Here is a 15,891-nt window from a genome sequence, read left to right on the forward strand (position 1 = left end):
GCGGCAGGCCACAACAAGAACGGTTATTTGAATACGTCCTTGACGTTTTCGCCGGCCTTCTTAACGCTGGACTTGGTTTGGTCCTTCTTGCCTTCGCCCTCGGTGTGCTTGTCGCCAGTGACCTTTCCGGCCTGCTCCTTGGCTTTACCCGCGACGTCCTGAGCGGCGTTCTTGACCTTATCGGTGATTCCCATGGGTGTGTCCCTTCTGAGGTGGTCAGCCGCGAACTGCGGATGACCGTGGAACGACCCCGAGGTGGGGTCGCCCTGGACCCGCACCCGGGTGAGCCCCGGTGCGAGAGATCGTGCTATCCCCTTGTGCTGCAATGACAATGCGGACACGCGGACCTAACGGTGGAGCGGAACTTGCGATTAGGCGTCGCCGCGGTGACGGCTGCCACACTTCGCCAGACCCCGGCTTACCATGTAGCCGATGCTGAGCAACACGACGTAGAACCATGCCCGATCCGCCGAGAAGTAGTCGGCATGCCCGTCGGTCGCCTTGACTAAGTACGACGCGAGCAGCACGCCGATGACCGCGGCGACAAACACAGCGAATTCGGATGTCTTGAATGATGCCTTCGTCTCGTTTCCGCGTCGTGAGCGAACTCGACTGACGTCCGTGTCTTCCGCGCTGTAGGCGGTCGGCGTGTCGGAGCAGTGTGTGGCGGCGGGGTTACTGATCGTCATTTCTATTCCTAAATTGTGTGTAAGCCTGACAGAGTTCTCGCGAAAGCCATTGGTAGCAAATGTGTTTCGAGCTGCTATCACATCGACTGTGTTGGTTCAGAATCGCATCATTGGAGGCGCCCAGTCACGTCGAGGCACGCGAATTCGCGCCGTCCCAGTCGACTGGTTTGTTAGATATCCGGCTGAACAGATGCTTGCGGCTAAGACTTAACCGCTCCGGACTTGCTGATTACCAACGAGCTCAACGCTACGCGCTGGTAGATCATTTGGCTACTCCAGCAATTGGATACGGCTTCGCCGGTTCGGGCTTGGAAAACCGGGTATTCTTCGTGTCGGTTGACACGCCAGCCAGCCAGAGTGCTTCACCCGCGGGCGTCCCGATCGCGACGCCGGATGAATCTGGTATTTCGGTGATTACAGCTGGGAGCTGGTCGTCATGGAATCGTTTTCTTCGCTGGTGAGCAGACGTCGAAGCGCGGCTCGCCAAATCGGTCTGCTCCGCGACGTTCCGGTATTCGTCGCGTGGGGGGCCGACGACACGACCATTCCACCGCGACACCATCTCGCTCTCGCGGAGCGCGTACCGCACGCGGTGATGGTCGAGACTACCGATGCTGGCCACTACCCCACACGAAACCCGCCGCTGCTCAGCTGCTTCCGGCCATGGAGAGGTTTCTCCGCTCGACGCAGCCGTTCCGATACTCCGAGTCCCGAGTTTGTCGAACGGCTCACCGAATCACCAGGACACCGCTCATGGGTAGCTTCCGACAAGAGTCTCGAAGGGCCGGACTCGTCGACACGCGTGGGGTTAGTGAATAGTGGACGGATGACGCCGCGAACGAAGTATCCGGGCGGTTGCGCTGACCCGACCGACCTGTGTTCGGATAAATGTGACAATCCATGAGCAACTGCTCGCCGCGGTCGGCGGAGAACGCCGGCTAGATGCCGCAGACCGGCTGTGCCGGGCCTGCGTGACGCTGCTCGAGGTCGAAGCTGCGGCGATCTCGCTGGTCTTCGACGGCGCCAACGCCGCAACACTGGGGTCGAGTGGATCGCGAGCGCGGATTTATGACGAGCTGCAGTTCACTCTGGGCGAGGGGCCATGCTTGGACTCGGTGGCCCTTCGGGCTCCCGTCGTCGTTCTCGACCTTGCCGACCTAAACGACACACGGTGGCCCGCGTACGGGCCCGCGATGCTGGCACACCAGATCCGAGGGGTGTACGCGACGCCGGTGCTGGTGGCTGGCGAATACGTCGGAGCACTGGACCTGTTTTGCGCCAAGCCGGGTCCATTGGGCACCGAGCAACTGGCCGGCGCGGTTGCGGCCGCCGAGTTGGCAGCCATCCCCGTACTCGATCTCATGAATGCAGATCTGCAGGCCGCGGTTTCCGATCCCAGCAGCAACGCCTGGGCGGAACTGAATGCGCTGTCTCGCGTTGAGGTCAGCCAGGCCACCGGCATGGTGATGGCTCAGCTCGGCATCGACGCGGCAGACGCCCTTGTCCGGCTGCGGGCGCACGCGTACGCCACCGATCGCAGCGCCATCGACGTCGCGCGCGACATCCTGGACCGTCGACTGCGACTGGAGGATGATTGATGCGGTCATCTCAAGTGGGACACCCCTTCGGCGCGCCACGCGGGGCCATCCAGGAAGGGAGCCGAAGGTGACCGACACTGCTCGTGAATCTCGAGTCTTGGACGCTGTCGTATCGCTTGTCGACAGCCTGCTCGACGATTTTGACGTGGTTGACCTATTGACCGAGCTCACGGAACGCTGCGCAGGGCTACTGGATGTTGCCGCGGCCGGTCTCCTGCTCGCTGACCCGCTCGAGAAGCTGCATCTGTTGGCTGCGACTTCGGAGAAGGCGCGCGATTTGGAGCTCTTCCAGCTGCAGGCCGACGAAGGACCGTGTGTGGAGTGTTACACCAGCGGGCGGCCCGTTTCGGTGGCGGACCTAGCGGCTGCGTCGCCGCGTTGGCCGCGGTTTGTTCCCGCGGCTGTCGACGCCGGCTTCGCCTCGGTGCACGCGGTGCCGATGCGCGCGGCCGGAAAAGTATTGGGTGCCCTGGGCCTGTTCGGTACCCATTCGGGCGAACTCAATGACGCCGATCTGCTGGTCGGCCAAAGCCTGGCGCACATCGCGTGTGTGGCGATCTTGCAGGAACACGCGCCAACTGCCTCGGCGGTGGTGCCACGCCTGCGCACCGCACTGGCCGCCCGCCTGGTGGTCGAGCAGGCCAAGGGCTTCCTGCGCGAGCGACTGGACGTGTCGGTGCAGGACGCGTTTACGTTGTTGCGGCGTTACGCGCGGTCCTACGACGATCATCTGACTGACGTCTCGCGGCGGCTGATAGCCGAGCCCGATTGCCGCCCCACGATCTTGGCGGCCATGGCAACAATGAAAGCGGCTCTGCCGGCGTGACTCTCTAGTCCCCCGCGCTAGCCGCCGTCAGGCCTGCTCGTGGCGGGCGCGGGCGCGGCGCACCGATTCGTCGACCAGTCGCTCGGCGATGACGCGCAGCTCGACGTTCTCGGACTGACTCAACTTGACCAGCCGGTCCAAGGCCTCCTGCGCGCTGGCTCCGGACCGGCTACGGACGATACCGATCGCCTGGTCGAAAACCGACCGACTACCCAACGCGCGCTGCAGCTGCTCGGCGTGGTACCGGGCCTCCATCAACAACCGCGCGTTGTAGACCGACACGGCCGCGGGTCCGGCGAACTGTGCGCCGACCGCCATGGCGTGTTCGGCGAACGCGTCGAGGCCGTACGCGTAGGCGTTGATGGCCCCCGACCACCTGCTCGCCGAGCATCAGCGGCAAACCAAACGCCGAGTTCACGCCCAAGCGGGCAACCGCGGGGCCGAAGCGTGGCCAACGTGTGTCGTCCCCGATTGACCCACCGACACAGGGCCGTCGGGTGCGCATAGCGGTGATGCACGGCCCTTCCTGGTGGACCTCGTACTGAAGGATGTCAACCTCACGGACGAACTCCGCGGTCACCTCCCACGCCTGGATACGCAATTGCGCCCAAGACGGGTGGGCGACGGTCACAGCGGCACCCTCGACGCCCGGAATCGCATGTGCGGCAAACTCGGCCACCTGGGCCAGCAACTCGCTCACGGTGGAGGCACCCATCACGATGCCGCTCAATCCGATCAGCCCGGCATGCAAATCGTCCTCGTCCACCCTGCGTTGTGCGTGCGTGAGTTCTGGCAGCTGCGGTGTAGTAGCGCGCCCGGGCTGGAAGTCATACCCGGCCAACGCCACCACCCCCTCGTCAGTCGCGTTTAGCACCTGCTAACGACTCGCCCGTAGCGCCGACCGGCGTCTCAACCTCGCTAAAGGGTTGCCTACAGCCTAGTAACTCAAACTCGACGACGTGACCGACTCAGCCAATTTCGAATTGGTTTTGCCGCACCCCTAAGCTGCTACTGGTGGCGACCTCGAAAGTCGAACGGCTGGTCAATCTCGTCATCGCTCTGCTGTCCACCCGCGGCTTCATCACCGCTGAAAAGATCAGATCCAGCGTGGCAGGTTATTCGGACAGCCCCAATGCCGAGGCGTTCTCCCGGATGTTCGAGCGCGACAAGAACGAGTTACGCGACCTCGGCATCCCGCTGGAGGTTGGCAAGGTGTCGGCGCTGGACCCCACCGAGGGCTACCGCATCAATCGCGACGCCTACGCATTACGCCCCGTCGAGCTGACCTCGGACGAAGCCGCCGCGGTAGCCGTCGCCACCGGGCTGTGGCAATCGCCCGAGCTGATCACCGCGACCCAGGGCGCGTTGCTCAAGCTGCGGGCCGCCGGGGTGGACGTCGATCCCTTAGACATCGGGGCGCAGGTGGCCATCGCGTCGGCGGCCGGGGTGCCGGGTCTGCGCGGATCGGAGGATGTCCTGGGAATCCTGTTGTCGGCCATCGGTTCCCGGCAGGCGGTGCAGTTCCCGCACAGGCCGTCGCGGGCGGAGCCCTACACCACCCGCACCGTCGAACCGTGGGGGGTAATCACCGAGAAGGGCCGCTGGTATCTGGTGGGCCACGACCGCGACCGCGGCGCCACCCGCACGTTCCGGCTCTCGCGGATCGGCGCCGACGTCACGCCGGTCGGCCCCGAAGGCGCGATCACCGTGCCCTACGACGTCGACCTGCGCAAGATCGTGGCTGAGACGGTCAGCGAGACACCCGCCGGTGGCCTGGCCATGGTCTGGGTCGCCGACGGACGGGCCACCGCGCTGCGGCGCGCCGGACGGCCCGTCAGCGCGCGGCAACTCGCCGGGCGCAACGGAGACGTGATCGAACTCGACATCGGGTCCGCCGACGGATTGGCGCGTGAGGTCGCCGGCTACGGGGCCGACGCCATCGTGCTGGAACCGCAGTCCCTGCGCGACGACGTGCTGATCCGATTACGCGCCCAAGCGGGGGAGCGGCGCCCATGACAAACGTGTCCGATCGCCTTGTGCGGCTGCTCAACATGGTGCCGTATTTCCAGGCCAACCCGCGGATCACCCGCGCCGAGGCCGCCGCCGAGCTGGGGGTGACGAGCAAACAGCTCGAGGCGGACCTCAACCAGCTGTGGATGTGCGGCCTGCCCGGCTACGGCCCCGGCGACCTCATCGACTTCGAGTTCTCCGGCGACACCATCGAGGTGACGTTCTCGGCCGGCATCGACCGGCCCCTTCAGCTGACGTCGCCGGAGGCCACCGGCCTGCTGGTGGCGCTTCGGGCGTTGGCCGACATTCCGGGAGTGGTCGATCCGGAGGCGGCGCGCAGCGCGATCGCCAAGATCGCGGCCGCCGCCGGCGCAGCCGGGCACGACGGCACGGTGTCGGCCGCCGACGAACCGGCGCCCCTGGAGAGCCGGGCCGCAGCCGCGGTACGCGCCGCGGTGCGTGACAAAAAGGCATTGGCCATCGACTACTATGCCGCCTCACGCGACACCCTGACCAGCCGCATCGTCGACCCCATCCGGGTCCTGCTGGTCGGTGGGCACAGCTACCTGGAGGCCTGGTCACGCGAATCCGAAGGGGTTCGGCTGTTCCGCTTCGACCGGATCGTGGACGCCACTGAGCTCGACGAGCCGGCCGCGCCACCCGAACCCGTGCTGCAGGCACCACCCGACACCTCGCTGTTCGACGGCGACCCGTCACTGCCGTCGGCGACGCTGCGCATAGCGCCCGCGGCGTCCTGGATGTTCGAGTACTACCCGCTGCGGGAGGTGCGCGAGCTGCCGGAAGGATCGTGCGAGGCGGTAATGACCTACGCCTCCGAAGACTGGATGACGCGTTTGGTGCTGGGCTTCGGGGCCGCGGTGCGGGTGCTTGAACCGGAGTCGCTCGCAGTGCGTGTAAGGGATGCTGCCGCGGCCGCCCTCGAGTCCTATCAGGTGGCGGGGCCCACCACGCCGTAGTGCGAGGACACCGGCGTTTTGCTCTGCTGCGGTAGCATCGAGTGGACGTCTGGAGGTAACAAAAGTGGGCAGTCTTAGTCCGTGGCACTGGGCAATCATCGCCATCCTGGTGATCGTGCTGTTCGGCGCCAAGAAGCTCCCCGATGCAGCGCGCTCGCTGGGCAAGTCGATGCGCATCTTCAAGTCCGAGATGCGGGAAATGCAGTCCGAGAACAAAGCCGACGCCATTGAGACCCCCGCCGCGACCCCCACGCCGGTGCAGTCGCAGCGCGTCGACCCGGCGGCCACCGAGCAGGGTCACACCGAGGCACGGCCGGCCTAGCCTGCGATTACCGTCGCGGTGCCCGAGATTCACTGACCGAACGTCGTGAATGGTTCCAGGGTGTCAGGGCGCGGCGCCCGTGTATTCAAACGACTCGATCCACGCCACAGGCGCAGTCGCACCAATCCTGACGCGACGATGTCGCTGGTCGACCACCTCACGGAGCTGCGTACCCGGCTGCTGATCGCCCTGGCCGCGATCCTGGTCACCACGATTTTCGGGTTCGTCTGGTATTCGCATTCGATCTTCGGGCTGGAAAGCCTCGGCGAGTGGCTGCGGCATCCGTACTGTTCGCTGCCCCAGTCGGCGCGCGCGGATATCAGCGCCGACAGGCAATGCCGGTTGCTGGCCACCGCCCCGTTCGACCAATTCATGCTGCGGCTCAAGGTCGGGATGGCGGCCGGGGTTGTGCTGGCCTGTCCGGTGTGGTTCTACCAGCTCTGGGCGTTCATCACGCCCGGGCTCTACAAGAAGGAACGCCGCTTCGCGGTGGCGTTCGTGATCCCGGCGGCGGCCCTGTTCATCGCCGGCGCCCTGCTGGCCTACCTGGTGCTGTCCAAGGCGCTGGGTTTCTTGTTGACCGTCGGCAACAACGTGCAAGTCACCGCGCTGTCCGGTGACCGGTATTTCGGCTTCCTGATCAACCTGCTGGTGGTTTTCGGGGTCAGCTTCGAGTTCCCGCTGCTGATCGTGATGCTCAACATGGTCGGTGTGCTGACCTATCAGCGGCTCAAGTCCTGGCGGCGCGGGCTGATCTTCGCGATGTTCCTGTTCGCAGCGATATTCACGCCCGGATCCGATCCGTTTTCGATGACGGCTTTGGGCCTGGCGCTGACGGTGCTGCTCGAGTTCGCTATCCAGATCTCTCGGCTGCACGACAAGCGAAAAGCCAAGCGCGAAGCGCTGATTCCCGACGACGAAGCGTCGGTCATCGAATCTCCCGAGCCGATAATTGCCGGGACCCATGACGACATCACGTAAAGATCGACCCGGCGAGCGTGCGCGTCTGTACAGCGACACGCCGTATTTGATGTACATCCGCGCACGCTCGCGCAACCAGGCAGCGGCGTGACCGAATTGGCCGAGCTGGCCCGGTTCACCGCGGAGCTGCCCTTTTCGCTCGACGACTTTCAGCAGCGGGCCTGCGCGGCACTCGAACGGGGCCACGGCGTGCTGGTCTGCGCGCCGACGGGTGCGGGCAAGACGGTGGTTGGCGAATTCGCCGTGCACCTGGCACTGGCGTCGGGCGGCAAATGCTTTTACACCACGCCACTGAAGGCCCTGAGCAACCAGAAGCACACTGACCTCACGGCGCGCTACGGCCGCGACCGGATCGGGCTGCTCACCGGTGACGTGTCGGTCAACGGCGATGCGCCCGTGGTGGTGATGACCACCGAAGTGCTGCGCAACATGCTCTACGCCGATTCTCCTGCGCTACAAGGACTTTCGTATGTGGTGATGGACGAGGTGCATTTCCTCGCCGACCGGATGCGGGGCCCGGTGTGGGAAGAGGTCATCCTGCATCTTCCCGACGAGGTGCGAGTGGTCAGCCTGTCGGCGACGGTGAGCAACGCCGAGGAGTTCGGCGGCTGGATCCAGACCGTGCGGGGCGACACGACCGTGGTGGTCGACGAGCACCGGCCGGTGCCGCTGTGGCAACACGTCTTGGTGGGCAAGCGCCTCTTCGACCTGTTCGATTACGACAGTGCAGCCGACAAATCGCGCGGCCCCCGCGTTGATCCCGAACTGCTGCGCCACATCGCGCATCGCCGCGAGGCCGACCGGATGTCGGACTGGCGTGGCCCCCGCCGCCAGGCGGGAAGAGGTGGCCAGGGCCGAGGAGGTCAAGGCCGGCCGCGGTTCTACCGCCCGCCGCCGCGCCCCGACGTGATCGCGAAGCTGGACTCCGAAGGTCTGTTGCCGGCGATCACGTTCGTGTTCTCGCGGGCGGGCTGCGATGCCGCGGTCGGCCAGTGCCTGCGGTCGCCGTTGCGGCTGACCACCGAAGAGGAACGCGCCCAGATCGCTGAGGTGATCGACCACCGTTGCGGTGACCTCGCCGACGCCGACCTGGCAGTGCTGGGCTACTACGAGTGGCGGGAAGGGCTGCTGCGCGGTCTGGCGGCCCACCACGCCGGCATGTTGCCCGCGTTTCGGCATACCGTTGAAGAGTTATTCACCGCGGGCCTGGTCAAGGCGGTGTTCGCTACCGAAACCCTGGCGCTCGGCATCAACATGCCCGCCCGCACGGTGGTGCTCGAGCGGCTGGTGAAGTTCAACGGCGAGCAGCATGTACCGCTGACGCCGGGGGAGTACACGCAGCTGACCGGCCGCGCCGGTCGGCGCGGCATCGACGTCGAAGGCCACGCCGTCGTGCTCTGGCACCCTGACATCGAGCCGTCCGAGGTGGCCGGGCTGGCCTCTACCCGCACCTTCCCGCTGCGCAGTTCGTTCGCGCCGTCGTACAACATGACGATCAACCTGGTGCACCAGATGGGCCCCGAGCAGGCGCACCAGTTGCTTGAGCAGTCGTTCGCCCAGTACCAGGCCGATGGATCCGTCGTCGGGCTGGTTCGTGGCATCGAGCGGGGTAAGGAGATGCTCGACGAGATCGCTGCCGAACTGGGTGGTCACGACGCGCCGATCCTGGAATACGCGCGGCTGCGGGCACGGATTTCCGAGATGGAGCGCACGCAGGCCCACGCGTCCCGGCTGCAACGACGGCAAGCGGCCAGCGACGCGCTGGCCGCGCTGCGCCGCGGCGACATCATCAACATCACCCACGGCCGTCGCGGCGGGCTGGCGGTGGTTTTGGAGTCGGCCCGCGACGGCGACGACCCGCGGCCGCTGGTACTCACCGAACACCGATGGGCGGGACGGATTTCGTCGGCGGATTATTCGGGTGCGTCGGCGCCGGTCGGGTCGATGGCATTGCCCAAGCGGATCGAACACCGCCAGCCGAGGGTCCGGCGTGATCTGGCCTCGGCGCTGCTATCGGCCGCCGCCGGGCTGCCGGTTCCTGCTGGACGCCGCGCCGGTAGCAGCAAGAAGGCCGCGGATAAGGACAGTGAATTCCACGATCCGGAACTGGCGTCGTTGCGGGCACAATTGCGTCGGCACCCCGCTCACAATGCGCCCGAACTCGAGGACCAGATCCGCCAGACCGAGCGCTACCTGCGCATCGAACGCGACAACGCGCAGCTGCAGCAGAAGGTCGCCGCCGCCACCAACTCGCTGGCCCGCACCTTCGATCGGATCGTCGGGCTGCTCACCGAACGCGACTTCATCGGAGGTTCCGCCGCCGACCCGAAAGTCACCGACGACGGACGGTTATTGGCCAGGATCTACAGCGAGAGCGACCTGCTGGTCGCGGAGTGCCTACGCACCGGCGCGTGGGCGGGCCTGCGTCCTGCGGAGTTGGCGGCAGTGGTCTCGGCGGTGCTGTACGAGACGCGGGGCGGTGACGGCCCCAGCGCCCCGTTTGCCGCCGAGGCGCCCACCCCGCGTTTACAGCAGGCGCTGCGGCAGACGGCGAGGCTGTCGGCCGCGCTGCGCGCCGACGAGCAACGGCACCGAATCGCCCCGAGTCGTGAACCCGACGACGGGTTCGCCAGCACCATCTACCGCTGGGCCTGCACCGGTGATCTGGCCGCGGCTTTGGCCACCGCCGACACCTACGCCTCGGCCGGCGGTGGTTCTCCGTTGTCCGCGGGGGATTTCGTGCGCTGGTGCCGACAGGTGCTCGACCTGCTGGACCAAGTCCGCAACGCCGCTCCCGACCCTGAGCTGCGGGCTACCGCCAAGCGCGCTATCAATGACGTTCGGCGCGGCGTTGTCGCAGTTGACGCCGGGTAGGCTGAGCCGGGACTACGGTTACATGCGCAAACGTGTCAAAAGACTTGCAAGGGACTTTCAAGGACACAGGAGAAACGATGAGCGGACCGCAGGGGTCAGATCCAAATCAGTCGTGGCAACCGCCCGGCCATGACGCCGATCAGCAATCCGCGGACCAGCCGACCCAAGTGGCACCGACGGGATCACCCTGGCAACAGCAGCAGCCACCCCAGGACGCGACGTGGCAAGCCCCCGCGTACACGCCACCCGCGTATCCGCAGTACCAACAGCCGGCTGAGCAGTCGTATCAACAGCAATACCCGTCGGCAACGCCCGGCTACGGACAATCGGAGCAGTTTGGTTCCCAGCCCACCCAGTACGGCACGCCCGCTCAATACGGCCAGCCCGACCAGTACGGCCAGCCGGGGCAGTACGGGCAATACGCCCAGCCTGGCCAATACGCCCAGCCTGGCCAATACGGTCAGCCCGGCCAGTACGCCCAGCCCGGTCAGTACCCGCAGCAATACCAGCCCTATGACCAATCGGGGCAACCGGGACAACCGGGCAAGAAGCGTTCGGGTGCGCTGATCGGCGGCATCGCGGCGGCAATCGGCGTGGTCGTGATCGGGGCCGTTCTGGTGCTCGGTTTCTTATGGCCAGCATGGTTCGTCACCACCAAGCTGGACGTCAACAAGGCTCAGGCCGGCGTGCAGCAGGTCCTCACCGACGAAACCAATGGCTACGGCGCGAAGAACGTCAAAGACGTCAAGTGCAACGGCGGCTCAGACCCGACCGTCAAAAAGGGCGGCACCTTCGACTGCACCGTCAGCATCGACGGCGCGCAGAAGCACGTGACGGTCACCTTCCAGGACAGCAAGGGCACCTACGAGGTCGGCCGCCCCCAGTAGCCCTCACGCGGGCAACGCGTCCAGCGCCTTCTGCAACCGCGCGATCGACGACCCGACTCCCAGTGCCGTCGCCAGCTCGGCGGTGCGTTTCGGGTCGGCGGCGGCCAGCGGTAGCGCGTCGGTGGGCGTCGAAAGTGTGACGGGCGCGTCGGTGGCGACCCGCACCACCGCACCGGCGGCCTCGATGTAGTCGGTCGCGGCCAGCAGTTTCGCCCGCAATCCCTTGGCCATTTTGGATTTCGGGTCGTGTGCGGCGGCCAGGATCTGCTCCAGCGAGCCATGCTGCGCCAGCAGGGCGGCCGCCGTCTTCTCGCCGACGCCCGGCACACCCGGTAGGCCGTCGGACGGATCGCCGCGCAGCAGCGCGAGTTCGGCGTAGGCGGGCCCGGCCCGATCGGCCGGAACGCCGTAGTGCTCGGCGACCTCGGCCGGCCCGAACAGGGTGGCCTTGGACAGCCCGCGGCCCAGGTAGAGCACCCGAACCGGGACGGGATCGTCGGCGACGACCTGCAGCAGGTCGCGGTCGCCGCTGACCACGACGACGGGGTCGTCTTTTTCGAATGCCGCCAGCGTGCCCAGCACGTCGTCGGCCTCGAAGCCCGGCGCGCCCGCGGCGGGGATCCCGAATGCGTCCAGCAGCTCCATGATCATGTCGACCTGCGGTGTCAGGTCGTCGGGCACTTCCTCGACGTCGGGCTCTCCCTCAGGCTCGGGCTCGGCCACCCGGTGCGCCTTATAGGAGGGGATCAGATCGACGCGGAACTGGGGCCGCCAATCCAGGTCGAGGCACACCACCAGCCGGCTGGGCTTTTGTTGGGTGATGACCACGGCCATCGAGTCGATGAAGCCGCGCACGGCGTTGACCGGCCGGCCGTCGGGCGCGGTGATCGACGACGGCACCCCGAAGTAGGAGCGGAACCACATGCTGGCGCCGTCGAGCAGCGCGAGGGATGCGGGCATGCGGGTTATCCTGCCAGCCATGGATTCTCGCCGGTTCAAGGCCTTCGATGCCGGGGTATATGCCCGCCGGCTGACCGCGGCGGCCGCGGCCACCGCCGACGCCGGTCTCGCCGGTCTGGTTATCACCCCGGGCTATGACCTGCGCTACCTTGTGGGTTCGCGCGCGCAGACGTTCGAGCGCCTCACCGCGTTAGTGTTGCCGGCAGCCGGTGAGCCGACGATCCTCGTGCCGCGATTGGAGCTGGCCTCGCTCAGCGAGTCGGCCATCACGGAACTGGGCCTCACGGTGCGGGATTGGGTCGACGGCGACGACCCCTACCGGTTGGTGGGTGACGCGTTGGGCGGTGCCCCTGCCGCAGCGGCCGTCAACGATTCCATGCCGGCGCTGCACCTGTTGCCGCTGGCCGGTGTGCTCGGCGTGCTGCCGGTGCTGGCCACCGACGTGATGCGCGGGCTGCGGATGGTCAAGCAGCCGGCCGAGATCGATGCGCTGCGCAAGGCCGGTGCGGCCATCGACCGGGTGCATGCTCGGGTCCCGGAGTTTTTGATACCCGGCCGGACCGAGGCCGACGTCGCCGCCGATATCGCTGAAGCGATTGTCGCCGAAGGGCATTCGGAGGTGGCGTTCGTCATCGTCGGCTCCGGACCGCACGGAGCCGACCCGCATCACGGCTACTCCGACCGCGAACTGCAGGTCGGCGACATCGTCGTCGTCGACATCGGCGGCAGCTACGAACCCGGATACCACTCCGACTCCACCCGCACGTACAGCATCGGCGAACCCAGTCGCGATGTGGCACAACACTATTCGACACTGCAACGGGCGCAGCGCGCGGCGTTCGACGCGGTCCGTCCGGGCGTGACCGCCGAGCAGGTCGACGCCGCTGCTCGCGACGTGCTTGTTGAGGCCGGCCTGGGGGAGTATTTCGTGCATCGCACCGGGCACGGTATCGGGCTGTCGGTGCACGAGGAGCCCTACATCGTCGGCGGCAATGACCTGACTTTGGTTGCGGGCATGGCGTTTTCGATCGAGCCCGGTATCTACTTCCCGGGCCGGTGGGGTGCCCGGGTCGAGGACATCGTCATCGTGACCGAGGACGGTGCGCTGTCGGTCAACAACCGGCCGCACGAGCTCATTGTGGTGCCCGTGGCTTAGCGTACGTTGGGTGTGGTGTCACTCCTGGACCTCACACTGCTTCCCATCCGGATCGCACGTCACATCGCCGATGCGGTGGTGCATCCCGAGGCGCCCGCATCGGCGCCACCGGCCGAGCTGGTCGTGGTCGACGGGATGCCCGAGGGGGTGCCGCCGGCGGCGCGGCGACCCGAGCCGCAACTCCCCGCGCCGGCCGGGTGGCCGTTCGGCGAGGAGTTTCCGCGCACCTGCGGCACGGCCCGCCTGGCCGGTGGCGCTTTGTTCTGGACCGACTTCCTCTACGACGACCATGGCGCGACGGGCCTGCCCATCGGCGACCTGAAAATCCAGGCGCCGCCCGCCGGCACCTACATCTATCCCGACGGGCCCGCGGCCGGCAACGGGGCCGACATCTTCCGTGTCGCCATCGGGCTGACCGAGACCCATACCTGGTGGCGGATCGACTGGAACACGCTGCTCGACGCCGCGGTGCCGATCGCGCTGTTCACCTTCGACACCCACCGTGAGCGGGCCAGTGCTGAGGAATGGCCGGCCGGTGCCGGCGTGCGCTCCGAGGGCATCGACCTGGCGCTGCTGGTCTCCGGTGGCAGTGCGCGGCTGATCGAGCTGACCACGCAGGCCTCGACGCCCGTCGAGCAGAGCGTCGACACGGGATCGAGGTCGTTTGTCGCGCAGGTTCCGCGGTCGCTGCTCGAACCCGCCGGCAGTTGGACAGTCCGGCTGGCCGCCGGGCTGGCCAACGCCGCGGGAGACGGATTCGCCGACGTGCCGGCCGAACACGGCGCGCTGCCCGGGCAACCCAACGTGTACAACGTCGCGTTTCGCACCAACGAGCAGGAACCGCCGCACCTGAACTTCTGGTCCGACAAGGCCCAGGCCAAGGCCCTGAGCAGCGGCGACGTGTCAGAGTTCGCGGTCGTCGTCGACTGGGACGCGCTTGCCGAACGGGAAACCACGCCCGAGCCGGTCATCACCGGCGCCTCGACCCGCTGGTACGTGTCCTCAGTGGAGCTGGGCCAGGGCATAAAACAAGGGTTGGCGGCCGACAATATTTTGAGCACCGAGCCGCAGTTCCTCGGTCGGGTTCAGCCCTTTTCGATTTGCCTTCCGTCGACATATGCGCCCGGGCGCGCGCTGCCGTTGACGCTGCTGCTGCACTCGCTTTCGCTCGGGCAAACCCAGTTCGCCGCCATCGACCCGCGACTGTTGCACGAAGTCTGCGAGACCCGCGAATCGGTGGTGATCACGCCGCTGGCCCGAGGCCCGTCGACCTGGTATTTCGACACTGGGGAACTCGACGTGTGGGAGGTGTGGGCGCGGGTGGCCGAACAGCTGGGCACCGACCCCAACCGCACGGTGATTTCGGGCTATTCGATGGGCGGCTATGCAGCCTACAAGCTTGGGCTGACCTACCCCGAGGTGTTCGCCCAGGCGGTCGTGCTGGCCGGCCCGCCGGCGTGTGGTGTGCGGCTGTTGCCCGATATCGACATCCCGGCCGACCTGAACCCGGACTCTCCCTGTGCCCGCGAGGGCGACAGCTGGAAGCTGCTGGTGAACGCGCGGTGGCTGCCCTACGTCATCGCTCACGGGCTCGTCGATGAGCTGGTGCCGTTCGCCTCGGCGGCCGAGCAGGTGCTCGAACTGGACCGGCTCGGCTATCGCCACCGATTCACCGCTTATCCGCTGGAGGATCACATCGCCTGGATCTTTCAGGACAAGTTCGACGATCCGGTCGCACACATGGGAACTGGCCTGCGCCAAGCGGATCCGGGTCACATCACGTTCGCGTGGTACCCCCAGCTGGTGCGGGCCGACCTGGGTATCGGGCCACACCAGGTGTGGTGGTTGTCGGAGCTGGCGGCCGCCCCCGAGGTGGTTGCCCGCCGCGGGGCCGTCGCGGAAGTCGACGCGCGGTCGTATGCACGGCCGGACCCGACGCACACCATCACGCACCATCGCGGCATCGTCGGGCACTTCGACCCGACCCCCGGGTTGTACAGCGAGCTGGACTGGCGGGTAGGGCCTCCCGCGGGGCCGCTGCCGTATCTGACATTGCGGCTCAACGGGGTTGGCAGCCTCACCGTTGACGTCGAGCGGGCCGGCCTGGCGGCGTTGCCCTCCTCGACGATCTCGGTGGCGACCGACACCGCCACCCAGATCACGCTCGGTGGGCTAGGCGCCGGGGCGGTGGTGCAAGTCGACGGCCAACCAGCCGGGCCGAGCGTGGCGCTGCTGCCGGGGCGGCACCGCATCGACCTGATCGGAAAAGCAGTGACGCCCTAGGTGTTTCGCACCGCCCGCTCGGCCGCGGCGTTGCGCGCGTCCATCTCGGTGAACCCGTTGGCGGCCAGGTGCGCCCTGCTGCCGACCGCGGTGAGCGCCTCCTGGTGGGCCTGCAAGGTTTGCACGTGCTGCGTGTGTGCCGAGCGGACCGCGTCGTGAAACTCCTCGGCCGCGGCGAACTCACCGAACATCCCCGACATCAGCGGGCCGCGCGAGAGGTGGTCGGCCCCTTCTTGAGCGTGTCCGCCCGCGCGGTGCGACTCGTTGGCCCCCGAGTGCAGCAATCCAGTGTCGACAAACATCGTGACCCCTTCCTGCTATGAGCTGT

15 protein-coding genes are annotated in these 15,891 nt (G+C 66.9%); 10 read left to right on the forward strand and 5 right to left on the reverse strand.

The window, feature by feature from the left end:
* Nucleotides 1-23 precede the first annotated feature (23 nt).
* Together ACLP9N_RS10795 and ACLP9N_RS10800 are read right to left on the reverse strand one after the other, a co-directional pair.
* Nucleotides 24-194: a CsbD family protein gene (locus tag ACLP9N_RS10795; protein ID WP_442407403.1), complete on the reverse strand. Its 171-nt coding sequence runs from the start codon at nt 192-194 to the stop codon at nt 24-26.
* Between the two features lie 177 nt (nt 195-371).
* Nucleotides 372-689, reverse strand: coding sequence for a hypothetical protein (locus ACLP9N_RS10800; RefSeq protein WP_442407404.1), 318 nt, complete (start codon nt 687-689; stop codon nt 372-374).
* Between the two features lie 890 nt (nt 690-1,579).
* On the opposite strand from ACLP9N_RS10800, the gene ACLP9N_RS10805 reads away from it, so the two are divergent.
* Nucleotides 1,580-2,287: a GAF and ANTAR domain-containing protein gene (locus ACLP9N_RS10805; RefSeq protein ID WP_442407405.1), complete on the forward strand. Its 708-nt coding sequence runs from the start codon at nt 1,580-1,582 to the stop codon at nt 2,285-2,287.
* A 67-nt stretch (nt 2,288-2,354) separates the two neighbouring features.
* Nucleotides 2,355-3,113 (forward strand): GAF and ANTAR domain-containing protein, encoded by a 759-nt coding sequence (locus tag ACLP9N_RS10810; RefSeq protein WP_442407406.1) that lies wholly within the window; start codon nt 2,355-2,357, stop codon nt 3,111-3,113.
* Nucleotides 3,114-3,140: 27 nt separating this feature from the next.
* Here ACLP9N_RS10810 and ACLP9N_RS10815 read toward each other — a convergent pair whose 3' ends face one another.
* Nucleotides 3,141-3,431, reverse strand: a complete 291-nt coding sequence (locus tag ACLP9N_RS10815; protein ID WP_442407407.1) for an ANTAR domain-containing protein — start codon at nt 3,429-3,431, stop codon at nt 3,141-3,143.
* Nucleotides 3,432-4,127: 696 nt separating this feature from the next.
* Between ACLP9N_RS10815 and ACLP9N_RS10820 the strand changes: the two genes are divergently transcribed.
* From ACLP9N_RS10820 to ACLP9N_RS10845, 6 genes are all read left to right on the forward strand, one after another.
* A complete protein-coding gene (locus tag ACLP9N_RS10820) occupies nt 4,128-5,129 on the forward strand; it encodes a helix-turn-helix transcriptional regulator (protein ID WP_442407408.1) in 1,002 nt (333 codons plus the stop codon).
* On the forward strand, nt 5,126-6,100 hold the full coding sequence (locus tag ACLP9N_RS10825) for a helix-turn-helix transcriptional regulator (protein ID WP_442407409.1): 975 nt from the start codon (nt 5,126-5,128) through the stop codon (nt 6,098-6,100). Before ACLP9N_RS10820 ends, ACLP9N_RS10825 begins: the two co-directional genes overlap by 4 nt.
* A gap of 64 nt (nt 6,101-6,164) precedes the next feature.
* The gene (gene tatA, locus ACLP9N_RS10830; protein WP_442407410.1) at nt 6,165-6,422 is read left to right on the forward strand and encodes a Sec-independent protein translocase subunit TatA; all 258 of its coding nucleotides are present in this window, start codon (nt 6,165-6,167) and stop codon (nt 6,420-6,422) included.
* A gap of 138 nt (nt 6,423-6,560) precedes the next feature.
* A complete protein-coding gene (gene tatC / locus ACLP9N_RS10835; protein ID WP_442407411.1) occupies nt 6,561-7,403 on the forward strand; it encodes a twin-arginine translocase subunit TatC in 843 nt (280 codons plus the stop codon).
* Nucleotides 7,404-7,490: 87 nt separating this feature from the next.
* Nucleotides 7,491-10,277 (forward strand): DEAD/DEAH box helicase, encoded by a 2,787-nt coding sequence (locus tag ACLP9N_RS10840; protein WP_442407412.1) that lies wholly within the window; start codon nt 7,491-7,493, stop codon nt 10,275-10,277.
* Nucleotides 10,278-10,354: 77 nt separating this feature from the next.
* On the forward strand, nt 10,355-11,164 hold the full coding sequence (locus tag ACLP9N_RS10845; RefSeq protein WP_442407413.1) for a DUF4333 domain-containing protein: 810 nt from the start codon (nt 10,355-10,357) through the stop codon (nt 11,162-11,164).
* Nucleotides 11,165-11,167: 3 nt separating this feature from the next.
* On the opposite strand, the gene ACLP9N_RS10850 is transcribed toward ACLP9N_RS10845, so the two are convergent.
* Nucleotides 11,168-12,124: a 5'-3' exonuclease gene (locus ACLP9N_RS10850; protein WP_442407414.1), complete on the reverse strand. Its 957-nt coding sequence runs from the start codon at nt 12,122-12,124 to the stop codon at nt 11,168-11,170.
* Nucleotides 12,125-12,143: 19 nt separating this feature from the next.
* Between ACLP9N_RS10850 and ACLP9N_RS10855 the strand changes: the two genes are divergently transcribed.
* Together ACLP9N_RS10855 and ACLP9N_RS10860 are read left to right on the forward strand one after the other, a co-directional pair.
* Nucleotides 12,144-13,280, forward strand: a complete 1,137-nt coding sequence (locus ACLP9N_RS10855; protein ID WP_442407415.1) for a M24 family metallopeptidase — start codon at nt 12,144-12,146, stop codon at nt 13,278-13,280.
* Nucleotides 13,281-13,295: 15 nt separating this feature from the next.
* Nucleotides 13,296-15,563 (forward strand): alpha/beta hydrolase-fold protein, encoded by a 2,268-nt coding sequence (locus tag ACLP9N_RS10860; RefSeq protein WP_442407416.1) that lies wholly within the window; start codon nt 13,296-13,298, stop codon nt 15,561-15,563.
* Here ACLP9N_RS10860 and ACLP9N_RS10865 read toward each other — a convergent pair.
* Entirely contained in the window at nt 15,560-15,865 is a 306-nt protein-coding gene (locus tag ACLP9N_RS10865; RefSeq protein WP_442407417.1) for a DUF2563 family protein, read from the reverse strand. The two genes, ACLP9N_RS10860 and ACLP9N_RS10865, sit on opposite strands and share 4 nt — an antisense overlap.
* Nucleotides 15,866-15,891: the final 26 nt, after the last annotated feature.

The sequence above is a fragment of the Mycobacterium sp. genome, from assembly GCF_052144515.1.
In the GTDB taxonomy this organism is placed as follows: Bacteria; Actinomycetota; Actinomycetes; order Mycobacteriales; family Mycobacteriaceae; genus Mycobacterium.